This window comes from Arthrobacter sp. GmRoot5-12, assembly GCF_059739365.1.
On the sequence record NZ_AP046056.1, the window covers coordinates 761,733 to 779,473 of the forward strand.

The 17,741-nt window shown below is 61.2% G+C and carries 6 protein-coding genes; 1 reads left to right on the top strand and 5 read right to left on the bottom strand.

What is annotated here, in order from left to right; all coding sequences use genetic code 11:
- Positions 1 to 561: 561 nt before the first annotated feature.
- From AC6JAM_RS03445 to AC6JAM_RS03465, 5 genes are read right to left on the bottom strand one after another with little or no spacing between them, the layout of a single operon-like run.
- Complete coding sequence (locus AC6JAM_RS03445; RefSeq protein ID WP_497934058.1) at positions 562 to 1,797, bottom strand: McrC family protein; 1,236 nt, start codon at positions 1,795 to 1,797, stop codon at positions 562 to 564.
- Positions 1,797 to 4,814, bottom strand: coding sequence for an McrB family protein (locus AC6JAM_RS03450; protein ID WP_497934059.1), 3,018 nt, complete (start codon positions 4,812 to 4,814; stop codon positions 1,797 to 1,799). Before AC6JAM_RS03450 ends, AC6JAM_RS03445 begins: the two co-directional genes overlap by 1 nt.
- Positions 4,811 to 8,863, bottom strand: coding sequence for an Eco57I restriction-modification methylase domain-containing protein (locus AC6JAM_RS03455; protein ID WP_497934060.1), 4,053 nt, complete (start codon positions 8,861 to 8,863; stop codon positions 4,811 to 4,813). The genes AC6JAM_RS03450 and AC6JAM_RS03455 overlap by 4 nt, the downstream gene beginning before the upstream one ends.
- Entirely contained in the window at positions 8,860 to 11,721 is a 2,862-nt protein-coding gene (locus tag AC6JAM_RS03460) for a DUF8741 domain-containing protein (RefSeq protein WP_497934061.1), read from the bottom strand. The genes AC6JAM_RS03455 and AC6JAM_RS03460 overlap by 4 nt, the downstream gene beginning before the upstream one ends.
- Entirely contained in the window at positions 11,718 to 16,898 is a 5,181-nt protein-coding gene (locus AC6JAM_RS03465; protein ID WP_497934062.1) for a DEAD/DEAH box helicase, read from the bottom strand. Before AC6JAM_RS03465 ends, AC6JAM_RS03460 begins: the two co-directional genes overlap by 4 nt.
- A gap of 148 nt (positions 16,899 to 17,046) precedes the next feature.
- Between AC6JAM_RS03465 and AC6JAM_RS03470 the strand changes: the two genes are divergently transcribed.
- Entirely contained in the window at positions 17,047 to 17,688 is a 642-nt protein-coding gene (locus tag AC6JAM_RS03470; RefSeq protein WP_497934063.1) for a DUF6308 family protein, read from the top strand.
- The last annotated feature ends 53 nt before the right edge of the window (positions 17,689 to 17,741 follow it).

A 17,741-nucleotide genomic window follows, 5' to 3' on the forward strand; every position in this document is an offset into this window, starting at 1 on the left:
CGCACTGGCAACTAGTCATCGCGAGATACAGATCAAAACGAATGATCTGAACGATTCCAGTGGAACCGAGCGAACTGAAGAACTGGGTCGGCATTCCTCAGCTGTTTCTTGCTGCCGGTCCCAGAGCTTGGACGCCTCCGGTCGGGGTTGCTATGTCATCCTTCACGCATGAGGAGCCCAGTCGGCTCCGGCGCCTCGAATGCATCTACGATTCGGTCGAACACGCCATGATCCATGGCTTTAACTACGAACTGGTCATGCTCGATGTCGGGGTCGTCGATCGGAAGTTTGGCAGCTCGCCTATCATTGGCTCCTAACGGGCCTGCCAGCCTATCGAAACTGACGAGCATGTTCAGATCTCACCCCCAACCTTTTCCCGGCCAACTGGACGGACAGTGCCAGCTGTACGCGGAGCACTAGTGCACGGCTGCTGCGTTCCAGTCTGGAAAAAATCGCCAATTGAGAATCACAACCTGTCCATTCGGAAATACAGTTCGCCGGATTTAGGGCACCAAACTCGATGGAAGCCCCACAAAAATCGCAGCGCGTGACCTCCGCAGACTACGGGGCACTGTGAAGCCCCGCGCCAGCTGCGAACGGCCATTCGTGGAACGCCGATGCCGCCAGGAACTTCACTCTGGCTAACAAGTCCTCTGGCGATTGCGAAAGATCAATCGGAAACTCCACGACGGAAACCTCGGAGTTCCGAACGCGTCGTAGCCGCGGCCTCCCCGGCCCCGCATAGACGAGCCAGGCTCTCGAAACGTCTAGCGCGGTGCAGTACGCCAGCATCTGGTAATGATCTGCGTTCGGGTAAGCGCCAGAAGGCGACGCTGCTTTGTACTTCGCGTCGAACACCATTGCGGGAACGCCGCGTACCGAATGAACGATGTCCACTGCCATGCGGACACGATTCCCCATCTGGCCAACCTCAGGCTCGTCCAGGAACGTCTCGTATTGTCCGCTGGTCTCGCCGGGATAGCCGTCAAGTGCCTCGCGAAGCGAAGTTGTAACGAAGTCCTCGAACACCTTGGCCATGTTCACAACGAAAGAGGCGACGGAATGGCGCCCGATGCCGGCCTCGGCCGACATGTTCCGAAGTATGATCTCCGCCAAGCGGAGGGCCGAAACATAGTGCTCGTTTAGACGCGATTCTGTCCAGGGAGGTAGCGTGGCTCCGAACCGTAGCTCCGAGACTCCGTCCAGCTTGGAATCCAAGTGAGCCAACCTCCAGCGCACATCGTCGGAGAGACGGGGCACTTGCATCATGAGCCGCACGGCAGCTCGAAGTATCCGATTCTCAGCGATGTCAACGGTGAAGTCGTCGTAGGCGACCTCCAAGGGCAGGAGCATCCCGGGGCGGCGGGTCATCTGGTCGCCCACACGGATCCGCCCTCGGACTGTCCGGAGGGCATCCTCAACGTGGACGTACCCACTGAGCGCACCGCGTTCCAGCGCCCGCAACCCCTGGCGGGCCAGGGATTCGCCAAGGGCGGCGAACAGGACGGTGTCTTCGATGCCCGCAACGTCTTCCGGACGGAAGCCCGGGTTCGCGGCGTAGCCGAGCAAGAACAGCAGCCGGCTGAGACCGACCTTCTGTTTTGGCGTGACCTCGACTAGAAGGTTCCCCACCTGGACAGCCCCCACAGTTCCTGCGGGGAGCACCGTCCACAATCCGCCGTGAGCAGGCAGGACCGTCACCAGCCCGGTGTCCCGGAGCGTCGCGGCGACTTCCGGATCCAGCTCAACTGCATCAGCCGAACTTTGCAGTTCGTCGAGGACGATGGACCTGAGCATCAGGAGGACGTGTCTTCAGAATCCGTCAACAACTGCTCGAGCTCCTCGGCGCCCTCACCATCCGGCACCTGCTCGACTGACACCAAAGAAAGATCCACCGGCCCAACATCAGCGCAAGCTTTTCGCCTCATCGCCGCCAGACCGAACTTCTCCCGGACCTGGTCCCGTTTCAGGCGCCCAAAATACTGTTCCTCCAACAGCGGCAGTAACTCGTACTTCCAGATCTCCTCGAGCCCCTCGTCGGTCTCAGCATGGGGCTTCATGAAGTAAGACGGCCCAATCATCAGGTCGCGGTTCGTATCCTCAATCTCGTTGTTTAGAGCGTTGAGGAGATCGGCTCGCAGTGAGGGTTTGCCGTTCGCTTTGAGGAAGCGTTCGAGCAGTCCAGAGATTATGCCGTCCTGCGGGTGAAGCTCGACGAATGCGAAGCGGCGCCTGATGGCGGCGTCCACCATCGCGATGGACCTATCGGAGGTGTTCATCGTGCCGATGATGAACAGGTTGGGCGGCAGGGCGAAGACCTTGTCCGGGTTGTACTGGAGGTTGATGCCCTCGTTGCGGTACTCCAGCAGATAGTACAGCTCGCCGAAGATCTTGGCGAGGTTGCCGCGGTTCATCTCATCGATGATCAGAAAATACGGCTTGTCTCGGTTGCCTTCAGACGCCGCTTCGTCGGCGATACGCCGCAGCGGTCCCGCTTCGAGGCTGAAGGCCACGTTTCCGTCCTGGCTTTTCGCCGGCCGGTAGCCCTCGAAAAAGTCTTCGTAGGCGTAGGAAGGATGGAACTGGACCGTCCTGACGTGGTCGGAGTGCTCCTCCCCCGCCAGGAACTTGGCGATAGCTGTTCCCAGAAAGGTCTTGCCGGTTCCGGGAGGGCCGTAGAAGACGATCTGCTGCCGGGTCTGGAGGAGCCTGATCACCTCCTGCAAGTGCTGCTGGTCCACGTGCAGCTTTCGTGCCAGTTCTGGCGTGGCTTTTGTTAGGTGGGGTACGACGGCGACTTGCGCCACGGGTGCCACATCTTCCGTCTCGTTATCGGGGTCAGCTTCCACACCGAACCAGGCCGTGATGATGGAAAGTGCTTCGGTAAGGTCCACGACTGACCCTTGCTCGGCCAGCAGCCGCGGCAGGGGTGCTGGCACGTCTTCAGTGCTGATCGGCGTCTTCTGCCACGCGACAGCGCGTCTCAAGCGCGACGTCGCGTCCTCGACGTAGTGAGCCTCCCCCGTCACGACACCGAGATAGAGGCTATCTTCGAAGGCCGTGAGGACGAAGTCGTCCACTTTCATGATGCTGAGGAAGCGATGGTATTCCATGGCACGGAGTTTGCGCTCCGAATATTCGATGTGCTGGTATCCCTTATTGACGGCCGCCTGTATTTGGCTCGGGTTCGATCCTGGCGTGGGTGACCCAAGGTGTTGCGCGGGGGTGGACACGAACCCGTCCTCAAGCCACGGGTGCAACATGGGCGTCCCTGCCTGGCTCTGCCTGACCAGCCACGCCCGCTGTCCGGAGTCTTCCGCCCCTGCCCGCCACTGGCTCAGATAGGGCTCGCTGTACCATTCCACGAATTCATTCGAGCTGCCCTGTTGGACGAGCCGAATGGCATGGAGGTCTTTGGCAATGGCGGCCTCGTCGTTGTCGTTTCGACCCGTTGCACCGCCAATGACGCCCGCAAATGCGTGCCAAATCTCTGTCCGGTGGTCCCGCTTGACAACAGGGGACATGTATCCCGGCCACGCGAGGTAGTCCACGCTGTAACGGATCATGGGGCGGTCATCGGGGACTGACTGGGTGATGTCGCGAAACGCCCAAGGATCCGAAAGTGCGGCTTCAATCAGGCTCATTGGTTGTGTCGCTACATGTTCGACGAGACGAGAGAGCCATTTCATGTGCTCTGCGACTTGGATGTTGAATCCGACACCGCCGTGGAACGCACCTTCGGCGCCCAAGCCCTCTTGAAGCAATGGAGGTAGGGGCACTTCGTCGAGTTTAATCCAGGAAAGAATCTTCTCGATCCTGGCGATCTTTGTTTGGGGGCCTACGTTCGAGAGGGGCAGTACCTGCAGGTAAGCCAGTTCCGCAGCCAGGAGGACCACGCCGCGGCTGGCATCTTGCAGCTGACGCTCGAACTTCGCCATGAAGGTTCCGGGGCCGACGTCGAGTTCGCTTCTTCTTGCCAGTTCGCGCGCGTTCTCAACTGTCCAGCTTGGCGTTGAGCCGTCGATGGCGGAAGGCGCGCGGCGAAATCCGCTCTCGAGGATCAGTCGTCCTGCGGCCTCGACCTGGGGAGCTATCGTGGCAGCGGGAGTGCTGAGATCGACCTCGGCAGCCGCGGCCTTGTCTCCGCGCCATTTCCGGAAGTTCACAACGTCCTGGGGGGCCCATTCGTCCGTCGGATCGGCGTTGATGACCGTCCACATGATGCCCTGGGCTTCCAAGCGGTCAAAGTCACCGAGTCCCGCAAGAGCCAGCTCCGACCGGAGCTGATCCAGGACGTCCAGGAACGCGTCATAGCGTCCTCGCGGAGTCCGTACGGCGTCCTTGTAGTCAAAACCGATGATGTTCCAGAACAGGCGGACCGCTTCGGGACGGTACGGCGGGAACTCGGTCGGATTCACGGCCATGAGCAGGACAGAACCCACGCCGGTGGCGATACCGTCTGAAAGCTCCCGGGAGTTCAGCTCCTTGAACCCGGTAACCAAGGCATTCAGCTTCTCTGTTGTGGGCTCGCCCGACCAAAACCGCGTCAAGAGACTTTCCAGCTTCTGCGCCGAAGCAACATCCAGCTTGTCCATGGCCCCGATGGTTCTGTAATTGACGAGGTTCGTCGTCCGCAGCGCCCGAATGAAGTGTGGGTGCCACGCAGGATCCCCGGCCAGCAGCTCGGTCCGCACGCCCGCGAGATTTGCCGCAAGCTCTTTCTTGTAGTCATTCTCGTCCGCGTGAAGGTCGACAGTTTCGATAAATTTGCCGGCAAACCCGATGAATGGAGTCCACTTCAAGTTCTGGGTCATGCGGAGATCTCCTTGGCGGGGTGGCGGGGGCCTTGGCCGGGCGGCGGGTTAAGCGACGACTCAAAGGGGATGCCGGTGTTGATGGCTTCCTGCATGGCGTCGTAGGCCTCGAGTATTAGCGTTCTTGTGCGATACTCACCGAACTGCTTCTCGTCTGAGTCTTTGACCACAGAGAACGTGTCCATCACGTACAAGACATCTGATCGCGTCATGCAGAATACGTGGAACATCGCGGCGTCAATCTCTACACGTAGCTTCAGATTTCGATTCGCATGAAAGATGAATGGGGGCGAATAGTCGCCCAATTCTCGTGCAAAACCCACATGTTCTTGGCTCACGTAGACGAGCTCGAGCACCCTGTCAATGATCCACCCTGAATCCGTGCCACCGATCTCCTTGAGCGCATCACCGAGCTGCTGAGGTGTCGGGAACGGCAGCTGCTTCATCGTGAATTGGCGAACATGCATTCCTCCCACCTTCTGACGGCAGAGGAAGTCGAAAGCGAACGAGTTCATCATTCCGATCAGACTGCATGCGTCGCGCGCACCTCGAAGGGGCAACAACAACGGAAGGCCACCGTCGACGGCCGCGGCCCCCTCAACAATAGTTGCGATCATAGTCCGCGCGTCAGTCGAGCGGGCAATATCCCGCCAGCCCAAATGCCAATCGTGCGGCCAGTTCGATGTTCGCTCACGGACACTACTTGCCGGGACCCAATACCGTGGACGGGGAACGAAGCTCGGATCCTTCCTGTCTGTCCCTGAGACGTCCACCGCAGTTCCGCCTTCAATCGACGCCCACTTGGAGTCGTACTGGTGGATCATTTTAGACTCGACGTATCGAACGAATTCCCCGTCACGAAGCTCGGAAATAATTGATCCGGGAGATGACTTGAGTTCTTCCGGCACCTCCGCATCATGGTGGAGTAAATCCGCATTAGTGTTGCTCATAAACATCAACATGAAACCTACAGGCCATGGATGGTCGGCTGGGTCTCGAGAATCATCCACGAGAATAGGGAACCGTCGATAGGCATCACGAGTGAGCTCGGCATCCGTCTTGTTACGGAATATAGGCAGTGTCCCCGTGTTTGGGTTTATTAGTCTTATATCACGGGGCGTCAATACGAAACTGGACTTTGGAATGTCCGACGGATCTGCAAGAAAAAATGCAAATTTCGCTTCGGGGCTAGTCCTTGAGCGTCCAGTCGTCGTGAGAAGGCAAAACTTGTAACTCCTATGCACCTGGGGAAAGTACGGCCGCGAGTTCTCGAAGTCAAAGCAACCGACAATACGATTAGAATCCACCAGGGCGCCAATGAGATGCTGATTAAACTTGTCGGTGGCAACATTTGTTGGCACTATTACGCCCGAATTTCCGTGCGGTGAGCAAAGAGTTTGAAAGAGTTCCGTGAACAGTGAATAGGTATTCAGACGACCATAACTGCTCAATGGGAATCTTCCGGAATTATGATAAAATAGCTTTTCGCCGGCGACCTTCGCTTTGTCCTTCTCATATTGCCTGAACAGAACCGGGTCTAGAACTTCGAGTGCAGAGATTAGCTTATCCCGCACGTCCTTCTTTCCTTCGCGATAGATTTCAGGTCTATCTGCCGCGAAGTATTCTTGAGGATCAAACTGAACTTGGTCCCAGGGAGGGTTTCCCAACATGCAAGAGAAACCCCCGGGCCAGCCCTCGGCCCCTACATCTTCGCCGGACTCGGGGTCACCAAAGACTTCCGGGAACTCGAGGTGCCAGTGGAAGAATCGGTATTCGTCCGCCAGCTGGCGCACCTGGGCTACCGTGTCGACGTAACCGGCATCGGCGCCTGAGTCACCAAGCTGCCGCACGATTGAAGAGGTGGGAGGCTCTGCCTCGCCAGCCTTAAGGGGCCACACGAACGCCGCGCACCAGGCGTCCGCGTGGAGCCTCTTCTGCTCCAGGTCCGCGGAGTGGTCGAAGGCGTCGTAGGCCTTGGCTCGGGACCGGGCCTCCTCGGCGCTCGCCACGGGTTTGACCAGTTCGCGGCGCTGGCTGATCAGCTGCGCCACAACCGACTGCGTGCCGCCGAAGCTGAACGCGTCCTGCCCGAGTGAGCCAAAGAGCCTGTCCGCTTTCCGCGTGTTCTCGGCTTTGTTCCGTTTTTTGGCCTCAGCCGCAAACGTCTTGTCGTCGCCTTCCAGAACGGTGAAGGCCCCCTCGGGTACGCCGCCGGCGAGCAGCGCAGGCGTTGTTCCTAACAGGCTATTGCCGATCTTGATCCGTGCGTCCAGGAAGCCGAGCGGTTTCCCGGGTTGCATGGCTTCCAGCCACAGGGACACCTTGGCAAGTTCGGCAGCGAGGTCATTCATGTCCACACCGTAGATGCAGCGTTCCACCACGTCATGCAGTGCGCTCTGCACCTCGCCGGGTGTGGGCTCGTTATCGCCGGCGCGCACCTCGGCCAGGCGACGGGCAACCCGGCGGGCGGCGGCCACCAGAAAGCCGCCGGAGCCGGAGGCAGGGTCGCACACGGTCAGCGCAAGAAGCCGGGCCTCGGCGTCGTCTGGTCCAGTCGCACCATTCACGGCCTGGTCCAGCAGCGGGTCCAAGGCGGTGTCCAACAGCGCGGACACCAGACCTGGCGGGGTGTAGTAGGAGCCGGTGGTCTTGCGCTCGTTCCCGGCCAGATGCGCAAGTTCAAAGGACCGTGTCTCGGTATCGACGCGGGGTACCAATTCCAGCAAAGATTCGTAAACGGAGCCTAGTTCCTCGGCCCCGAGATGTCGGTAGTCCACGGGCTGCAGACGCCCGGTCTTTCCAGCCACCCAGCCCAGGCCGCGGATGGCCTTGAGGAAGTCCTGGTTTGCCAACTCTGCACCTAGCAAAAGGTCCTCATGCGGTTGCCCGGCCAGACGAGCGGCGCGGGGATCGGGATCAAAAAGTCCGCCCAGTGCCGGCAGACCGACTACACTGAGGCCGTCGCCGCCCAGGGCGCCCAACACGAGTTTCTGGGTACGCCACAGGTCCGGGTGCGGGCCTCCGTCGCGGGTGCGCGACATCTTCCGCAGCCGCTGCGTCGAGAAATAGGTCTCGTAGCGGTGGCGGGCCTCGGTGGTCGCCGCCGGATCGAGGAGAGCACCGCGATCCTCCACCACGAACAGGAACAGCAGGCGGTAGGCAGTGCGAAGGAGTGCCTTGTGGAAGTCGCGATGGCCTAGATCCCCGGAATGCAGGGCATCCACGAGCCAGCGGTTGTCCGGGTGACGCAGAAAGCCCGAGCCCAGGAAGCCCAGAGCTTTCTCGACGCCGGCACCCAGCTTGTCGAGGGCACGAGCTCCGGCCTCGACGGATTCACCGCGCCAGAGTTCCAGCCAGCAGTCAGACGGGGGCGCTTCGGATCCGCCGCGCTTGTCCAGCCGGGACTGGTGACAGAGTTGCCAGAACAGCTGGAATTCGGAATAGAGATCCGACTCGAAGATGGTCTCAAGATCGAACTCAATGTATGCGGAGCCTGCCAGCGCGGTGGAGTCCCGCAGGAGACGGAGCCTGAGGCCGTTGCTGAGAATGGCCCAGAGGTAAGTGTCCTCACGGTTCAGGAATTCCTGCATCATCGCCTGGGGCGCGCGCCGGGCCGCACCTTCAATCTTCGGGGTGCGCTTGTCCAGGTCCACCCCAGGGCCAAGCAAGTGGATGGGCACGGACTCCCAACGGTGCGAGATGGAGTACGCCTCGCCGCCGATCGTCAGGCCGCCGGGGGTCGCCGGAACCTGCCCATAGCCGAGCTCGCGAAGTAGCACCAGAAGCCACTTCTGTCGGGCATCACCAGTGCCGGCACCTTGCCCGTCCGGGCGTTTGGCGGCGTCCGCTTCGCGCCAGGCGCGCCAGGCACCCTGAAGGTACATCCATGTACGTGAGGCCGCGTCACGGAGCGTTTCCGTGCCGGCAAGGTGGAAACTCGCCGGAGCCATGCTCCTGGCATCATTGACTTCCCCGGCCTGGATGCGCCCCAGCAATGAGGGGGGAACAACTCCTCCGACAACGGTGATGGCTTGGAATGCCGCGCTCATTTGGTGCCTCCGGCCGGGCTGTAGACGTAGACGCCCAGGATGTCTGCGGGAAGATTCGGTTCGACCGTGAGGCCACGGATGCCGAGCTGGCCGGCACGGTCGCCGCGGGCGGCGATCCTGACCTCTCTGTGGGCATCACGGATCTGTTCGGCCACGTCTCGGGCTTTCTGCTCGAGTTGGTCCTTCAACTGGTCCAGAGATCCGAGGATGGCGGCCATCATGTTGGTGACATCGCCGGCGTTCGCGTCTGGTCTGGCCTGGAGCAGCGCTTCGACGGCTTCTTCCGGGAGCCAGACGGGATTCTGCGGGCTGCCGCTGAAGGCCAGTACGCGGGCTTCCTCTGCCATGTCTGTCTTGTCGCCGAGCCGTGCGGGAAGCACCAGCTTGGTGCGGAAGCGGATCAGGAGGGCCACGGTAAGTTTGTCCACCGCGTTAGTTTTGATGAACCCGCAGCGGCGGGCAGGGCGTTCCTTGCCCCTGAGTTGCGCGTCCAGAGCGGAGTTCAGTACGTAGTTTGCCGCGGCAGCGACGACGGGGTCCGTCCGTACCAGCACGGAGGTGTGGTGCGGGGCCGGGAAGTCGTTGACGAAGCGGACCTTGGAATCCGAGCCCAGGGCGTTGCGGATGCCCGGCACAGCCGCTGTCAGCTCGGCCACAAGCCCATCAGGAGCGGTCTCGACGTGCGCGCCCGTTTCTTCGAGTGCTGCTTTCACAAAGGCGGCGACATCCTCGGGGTCGCCCAGGCTGCGCCGGGCTGCGTCCACGACTTCCTGAACTTCTTCCGGGCGGATGGCATTCTGGGCGAAGCGAGAGCGGCTGAGCTTCTCCTGTTCCGCGCTGCTTCGCCATTCAGCGTCCAGTTCCTCGGCTTCCGGGGTGAGGCTGAACAGCTCCAGCTGATCGCCGTTCTTGCCGCGCATCATGATGCCCTCCAGGAGGGCGGAAAGGATCTGATCGCTGCGGGGCGGGACAGGTACGCTGATGCCCAGGTCCCGGCGAATACTCTCATGCTTGCGCAGCAGGACATCCAGCACAATCCCGTCGATACCGTTGTCATCACCGTAGATGGTGAGGGCGCGGACGGTATCCGAGAGCTGTCCGAACCGGTCTACCCGCCCTTCGCGCTGTTCGTGGCGGGTGGGGTTCCAGGCGAGGTCATAGTGAATTACGGCTTGGAAACCGTCCTGCAGGTTCACGCCCTCGGACAGGCAGTCCGTGGCCACCAGCACCTTTGGAGTGTCGCCGGCGCGTTCCGCTTGGGCGGCGATGCGCGCGGCACGTTCCTCTGAGGGGAGCTCGCCGGTGACTACCTCGACGTCGAACTTCCTCTTCCCAACTTCCCGCAGGTTTTCCGAGACGTAGTGTGCGGTTGGGATGAAGCGGCAAAAAACGATGGGCTGGAAGCCCTCGGCAATGAGCGCTCGGATGCGCTTGACCAAGAGCTGAAGCTTGGCGTCCTGCCCGGGGTTGGCCTGAAGCTCCCCCGCTGTCTTGAGGAACGCATTGAGCTGACGTTTTTCCCGCGACGTTTCATCCAAGGCATCCGGCCGGGAACCGGGCACCACGTCGATGCCCTCGCCGCCGTCGTCCTCCACCTGGTCCATCACCACTGCCATGCCTCGCTTCTCGGCGGTGGCCTCCGATTCAGCATCTTCACCGACAGCACGGGTGTTCAGGGTAGCGGCGGCCGATGCAGGCGAGGAAGCCATGGCACGCAGCAGGGACAGCGCGGACCACCAGCGGATGCGTTGGTCGCGCTTGCTGCCGGAGGTGTCCTGCACCTGGCCGCGGACGTAGTTCAGGACGGCGTCGAAGAATGCCCGGTGCTCCGGCGAGAGCTTATAGGCGACCTCGACTGTCTGCCGGTCGCTGGGGAACTTGGTGTCCGACTTCAGGTAGCTGCGGATGTCCACGCGGCGGCGCTGGACCATATGGTCCGCGAGTTTGCGGCGGCCCGTCTCGGCAGAAAGGTCCACGGTCTTCAGGCTGCTATCCAGCAGGCCGATCAGGTTGCGGAAGGCACCGTCGTTGCCGCTGTGCGGCGTCGCCGTTACCAGCACGAGGTGACGGTGCGGGTCATCGGCCAGTCCCCGCACCAGCTCGTACCGCTGCGTGCGGCCGACGCCGCCCTTGCCGGAGTCATCGGCAGTGACGCCGTGGGCCTCGTCCACGATCACCAGGTCTGGTGCGGTCCGCATGAAGTCGTGGCGTTTGGACTCGGACTTGATGAAGTCAGTGGAAACGATCGTGTGTTTGAAATACTCAAAGATGGACTTGTCGTAGCCGGCTTCCCTCTGCAGCCGCTTCACTGTCCCTGGCAGGACCAGCTCGGCGTCAATACCAAACTTCTCAGAAAGTTCCTGCTTCCACTGCTGGGCCAGGCTAGGCGGGCATAGGACAGCGAGTCCGCTGGCGTCGCCCTGAGCCAGGAGCTCGGAGGCGATCAGTCCAGCCTCGATGGTCTTGCCAATTCCCACATCGTCGGCGACCAGGAGGCGCACGACATCCTGGCGGAGCGCCAGCAGCAGTGGGACGAGCTGATACGGGCGCGGGCTCACATTCAACCCTGCCAGGGAACGGAACGGGCCACCGCTGGAGCGGAACCCGATACGGAGCGCGTCGCGGAGCAGCCGGGCGCTGCGGTCATCGCCCAGGTCGGTTGCCAGCGGTAGACCGAAGGACGCCGGGTTCACTTCTTCGATGGAGGGGATGACTCCGGCGATGTCGTCCATAGTGCCGCCCAGGGGCTGGAGGACAAGGAAGTCGGGGGTGCTCTCGGGCAGAACTACCCATTCACGGCCGCGGGCCGCTACCAGCGAGCCAACCGCAAAACTGTGCTCCGCCGTCGTACTAGTCACTCCACCACTCCAAATACGTTCGTGTGTCCACTTACAAATGCTTCAATGTCTTCGTCCTGACGGCACCTGATGACGTTCCAGTTGCCGTACGTCAGTGCCAGATCATCGACGGGAGGTCTGGACACGTCCTCAACAATCACAGCAATGCCCACCGACAACTTAGCGGTGTAGACGAAATCCACCACATTCCCCTCAATGCTGGGGCCGATTTCATCGGGCAGATTTCGCCCGTTCTGCAGCAGATAGTCCAACAGGCTTTGGGCCCGCGGGCTGACCACAGTTCCGGGAGGCATAGCGTGCTTGGGTTTCGGCGTCGGTGCTGCAGCCACCGTGACAGCGCCGGCCAACTGCATCAGCCGGTCTATGACGAGCCTCCGGTCGATGATTTCGTGGTCACGCTGGTTGCCGTAGGACAACAGGCACCGGTAGCAGCCACGGACGCAGCTGTTTTCCATGTCGTTGCCCGTAGCGGCATCGACGTGCAGAATTTCCAGCGCCTTGGCGGCGACCCTGGCCATGGCATCCGGCTCGCTTTGCAGCCGGCGCAACACTCCGGCGCCGCCCTCTGCGGCTTCGATGAACAGCAGACGTCCCCGATCCTCGCTGTCCGCGAGAAGCTCGCTGGAGAGCTCAGAGTCCTCCAGCTGGAACACCGCTTCGATGCCGCGTTCCATGGCGAACTGCATGGTGGTTGCTTCTGCGGGCGTCACGTTCTCCGTCCAGCGGACGACGGCGATGTTGCGGCGGTCCTCAACGTAAGGCGTCACCATCTGCTTCTTCTTGGACTGTTCAACGGTCATGGCATCCGCGTCGGTGGCCTCACCCGCGTCTCCGGTATCCGCGGTGGCTTTCTTTTCCGACAGCCATTCGCCCGTGATGAGATCGAGCCAAAAGCCATGCCGATCCTGGTTGGCCCGGTTCCGTCGACCCAGGTTGGTCACCCGGACAGTCGCTCCGTCGCCGTAGTGCACCGCACCGATGGCCGCCTCCCCGTTCAGCATCTGCGCATCGGAGCGGCCTGGCTTCTTACCGTGCGGGGCAAACCGGTAGTTCGTGACGAGCTGGAATCCTTGGCGGTTGCGTTCCTCCTCGTCCGCGCTGATCCGTTCGCGGCGGCGCGTGATGACGGACTGCAACTGCATCAGGTTTGACCAGCTGCCGGCCAGCGGTTCATTGCACGATTCGCAGATGTCGAGTCCGGCCTCCCGCTGGTGCAAGTAGCCACAGGCAACGCAGACACGGGCCTCTCCGAGAACCACATCTCCCACGCCCCCGCCGTCGGAGTCCCGCGGCAGGCTGACGCGCTTAACCTGGTAGCGGGCGCCTTCGTGGTAGATCAGCGAGTCCGGACCGAACTCGCTGATCGCAAGGAATCGCGAGCGCTGCAGCCATGTGCTGTTGTTATCCTTGCCCCTGCGGATGCCCGGGATGAATGCGGCCAGAGGCAGCCGCGGGAACGAGTATCCCGGAAGAAAGCCTTCGGAAGCCAAGTAACGCAAAGTGTAGAAGTCGGATTGGCCCTTTGAATCGCTGTCATTGAGAAGGATTTCCAGGCGCTGGCCGGCCTCGCGGTGCCGGTTGGCCGCGGCCTCGCGCTGTTTGGAGTCGGTGGAGTGGTCCTGGCTGGCTCGGTGCGCGGCGTCCTGCTCGGTGATGGCGCTCCGGTAGAGCTGTCGCCATCTTTCACAGGCCTGGTCGAAGTTGGCCAGAGCGGTGTCAATGACGGCATCGGACCATGATTCAGTCCACCACGATGTGTCCTTCAGTTCTCCTTCGATGCTCCGCAGGAGGACCTCTGCCGATGCCTTGGCGCGTTTCGCGGCCTGTTCATCAGCTAGGACAGATTTGATCTCGGGCTGAAGGGGGTAGCTCTTGTCTTCAAGCTTGAGAAGACCGCTCATGGACTTACCCAGACCCGAGCTGGTTGAGGCGAGGGCTTCCGCAAGCCAGATGGCGTGGACATGTGACCTGATCAGGTCTTCGTTGGCGAAGTCCAACCTCGGCGGCTGGACCTGGCCGGAAACCATGAGGTTCGAGCGTTCGAAGTAGTAGGAGTCATGAGGGCTGCCGGTGGCACAGTAGGTCAGGACCAGGGCCGGCTGGCCCGAGCGCCCCGCGCGGCCGCTGCGTTGGGCGTAGTTTGCCGGCGTGGGCGGAACGTTGCGCATCGCCACGGCATTGAGGTCTGCGATGTCGACGCCCAGCTCCATGGTTGGAGAACAGAACAGCAGGGGAAGTTCTGCTTCGCGGAACGCCTGTTCTCTGGCTTCCCGGTCTTCTGCACGTACCTGGGCGGTGTGCTCCGCCGCTTTGAGTCCGGCCAGCTCCTGTCCTTGCTCCAGGTACAGGTCCTTGAAGAACTGGATGACGCGGGGCTTCTGGTCGGCGTGATAGGTGCGGCGGAGCAAATCGGGGGCGCCGTATTCGCCCTCTCCCTTCCTCAAAACCATGCTTGACAGTTTGAGGCGGTAGCCGGAGACCTTGCCTTCGATGACCTCGGCAATGAAGCCGGTCTCGAGCAGAATTTGGAATAGCGAAGCGATGACTGCGTCCACCTCGGCGCGTTTGAGCTTATTGCCGGGCGAAGCTGTCTTGGCTAGCCATCGGCCAAATGTTCCGTAGGAGGTCACGGGGAGAGTCGTCCGGTAAGCCATCTTCTTGGGCTCCGTGGTCACGAGCCCGACGCTGGCAGCAGATTCCTGCTCTGGCAAAGCCCAAATACCCGTCAGGAATTCACGGCTTCGGTTCTTGACGCGGTCCAGCCAGTCCGCCGTGAGTTCCTCGGCGTCGATGGCAAGAACGCGGCGGAACTCATCCAGCAGGACCCGGATGATCTCCTCGCGCTTGCCGGGGTCCGCGTCCCGGAGCACGTAGTGAGCTTTTTCCCAGCGGCGCTCTTGTTCCGCCAGGTTCTTGGCGAGGGGGTAGTCCACGATCAGGAGACCTGTTTGTTCAAGGTTGGGCAGGGTGATCCGCCACCCGCGTTGCAGGTCGCGCAGAGCGCGGTAGGTCACGACTTCGTTCAGCGCCCGCTTGGTCGGTTTAGGGTCCAGCGGATCTTCGGTCCGCGCATAGTCGGACCATGCCAGGCTGAGTGTCTGGATGATCGCATCGCCCAGCTCCATCGCTTCGACTCCGTCATCCCCGGCTGAAGCGACTGCGCGGTAGAGGGCAGAGCGAAGCTGGGCCACTTGGACGAAGTCGTTCAAGTGGCCGGCCTGGAGGGACGCGTCCTGTCTGTTGTCCACGAACGTCAGCAGTTTTTTAGCGCGCGGACTCAAATCGCGGCCGGCCTCTGACTTCAATAGCTGCACGAGCTTCGTTGCGATCACGGTCATCGCGCTGCTGCGGCCCTCTTGGTCGAGCGTCACCACCTTGGAGAATTCACCGCTCCGGGCGGATTCATAGGTGACCTGGCAGTTGAGGCAGAAACCAAGGCTTCCCGGGACCCAGGCGGCGAGTTGGCCATCGTCTTGCGTGTACTCGTTGTCCCGAGCCGCTGCGCCGTCGGGCTGGACGCGGTAGCGCGACGGAATCCGTTTGCGTTTGGACTCGATTACTCGATTTCCAGACACCGCCTCGTTGAGCCAGGAGGCAGGGATACGACCCGCTTCGATTGCCTGCTCCGGCCATTCCTGCACCGTGGAGATGTACAGATACCCGTCCTGGCCATTGTCCGGGCCGCCGGTATCCTGCATTTTCAGTTCGTGCCGGGCGATAAAGCGTGACTCGCCGCCAGTTTCGGTCAACCGTGCCATGAGGTATTCCTGACCGCACTCGCGACAAAAAGCGAGGGGGTAGAGCCGCTTCTCGGCCTCTCCAACGGTCAGCTGGAAGTCGGTCTCGATGAGCCTCGTGTCCTCGGGCTCCGCCGTGGCATAGAGGGAGCCGGCCTTGGAAATGAACTGGTGAAGGCGGAAGGCGAACAGCGGACGGTTGGTCTCAGTATGCTTTGCCCTCGACCCCGCAAGGAGAGTCGCCCGGATAGCGGTGGCGCAGCTGCTTGCTGTTTCCCCTGTCTGCTTAGCCAGTTCCTCTGCGGCATGGGTGACCGTCTGTGGTTGTCTGCGGATGATCTTGCCGGATTCTGGCTCCGTTGTCAGGCCGAAGGTGTCCTCAATCCAAGACGCCAGCGGATCTGAGGTCATCAGTGCGTATCCGCCGTCCAGCGTGGGGCTGCTGTACTCGGCGTCACCGCGTTCTCTCACAGCAGCCTTCAGATCCTGGTCCGATCGGTGCTGGTTGGTGGTCGCTTGGACCAAGGTCTCGGTCACTACGTGCTCCGGCAAAACAACGGTTCCAAAAATCCGGGAAGCGACCTCGGCGACGTCCCTCTGCTGCTGGGCGACTGTTCCACCGCTCGACATCGTGGCGGACGTGCCAATGCACTGCAAGGTGCTCTGAGCGTTACAAGCGTCCCGCAAGCGGCGTACGAGCATAGCAACATCCGCGCCCTGCCGGCCGCGATAAGTATGCAGTTCATCCAGAACGAGGAACTGGAGACCGGAGGCCGCTCGGATGAGGGACTGCCGCTCCTCCGGCCGGGTGAGGACGTACTCAAGCATGACGTAGTTAGTCAGCAAGATATCCGGGGGGTTCTTAAGGATGTTCTCGCGGGTCTCTCCGCGTTCCTGGCCGGTATAACGTGCGAAAGTGACCGGCGGCTTGCCGTCAAATCCGTTGTCGAGGAACTTGGATAGCTCCTCCATCTGGCTGTTGGCCAAGGCGTTCATCGGGTAAACGATGATGGCCTTGACGCCCTTACCCGTCCCTTCGCGGAGGACCCGGTCGACAATTGGAACTATGTACGCAAGTGATTTGCCTGAGCCCGTGCCCGTAGTTAGGACGTATGAAGCCTTCTTGGCCGCGATTTCAATGGCATCGCGCTGATGCTTGTGCAGCGTGATAGGCACCGAGCCCCGATCGCGGGCGTCTTTCTTGGGCCTGAAAATGGCATCGCAGTCGGGGTGAAGGAGCCCACGCCGGACGAGCTCGTCTATGCGGCCGCCGGAGCTGAACGAGGGATTTAGGGACAGCCAAGGGTCTGGCCACTGCCGTCCCTTATCTCCGAGCTCGACGACGGCATCCTTAATTCGCGGGTCCTGGATGTCAACGAAGCCTTCCGTGAAGGACCGGTAGCCGGCGACCAACTTTTCACGAATTCCGAACGCATCCACGCGTGCTCCCCCTGCTCACAACCTCTGATATCTAAGGGAAGCTTAGCTGCATGGTTCATTGGTTGTTGTAGCTGCAAGTGCTATCGGAAGCTTGAAGGACACAGGACGAGCTCAACTGCCTACCCCCGCCCATACGTAGGCTCTAGCCATGACGACATTAAGAGTTGGCGGGGCGACGGTTGGACTGAACGAAGCAACGGAATGGGCGAGGCGCTACCTGAGGGAACGGCGTCGCACATCGGCCTACCCAGCATATGACGGATACCCTGGCTCGCCAGGCGACTCAGTTGGGCGGCAGGACCTTCTCGCGGTCACCCTGCTCAACGTTGCTAACAATCCCATTCCTGTCTACTACGGGCTCGAAGGACTGATGGACTCAATCAATAAGCGCCTAGACGATCCCGCCATTTCCGGGGAACTGGCATCGGCAGACGACGAAACGCTGAAGGCTATAGTCCGACTCTTCGGGGTGCTCGAAGACAATCCGACGAAGTACGTGCGGCTGACAACACTCTCCAAGGTCCTGCACCGGAAGCGTCCGAATTTACTTCCCCTCTTCGACGACAACATTGGCTACTGCTATAGCCAATGTGAGGGTGCGCCCGTCCCCTACGAGAACGGTCGCAGTTATGCCGGGTACCGGTATGAGTGGCTTAAAGCTCTTCAACGAGATCTGGTGACTCAACTCGCCTTTTGGGAAGAAATCGCAGCTATGGCTCCCGGACCGAAGATTACACCTCTACGGGCCTTGGACATCATCGGTTGGGAGCTAGGAAACCGGCGGAGCTGATTTCCCAGCAACAACTGGGCCCGGACGAGTCTGAGCGATGAGTCGGGACCAAA

Coding starts and splice junctions, on each gene's coding strand:
- AC6JAM_RS03445 (WP_497934058.1), bottom strand. CDS start 1,797: ATGCTCAGGTCCATCGTCCTCGACGAACTGCAAAGTTCGGCTGATGCA.
- AC6JAM_RS03450 (WP_497934059.1), bottom strand. CDS start 4,814: ATGACCCAGAACTTGAAGTGGACTCCATTCATCGGGTTTGCCGGCAAA.
- AC6JAM_RS03455 (WP_497934060.1), bottom strand. CDS start 8,863: ATGAGCGCGGCATTCCAAGCCATCACCGTTGTCGGAGGAGTTGTTCCC.
- AC6JAM_RS03470 (WP_497934063.1), top strand. CDS start 17,047: ATGACGACATTAAGAGTTGGCGGGGCGACGGTTGGACTGAACGAAGCA.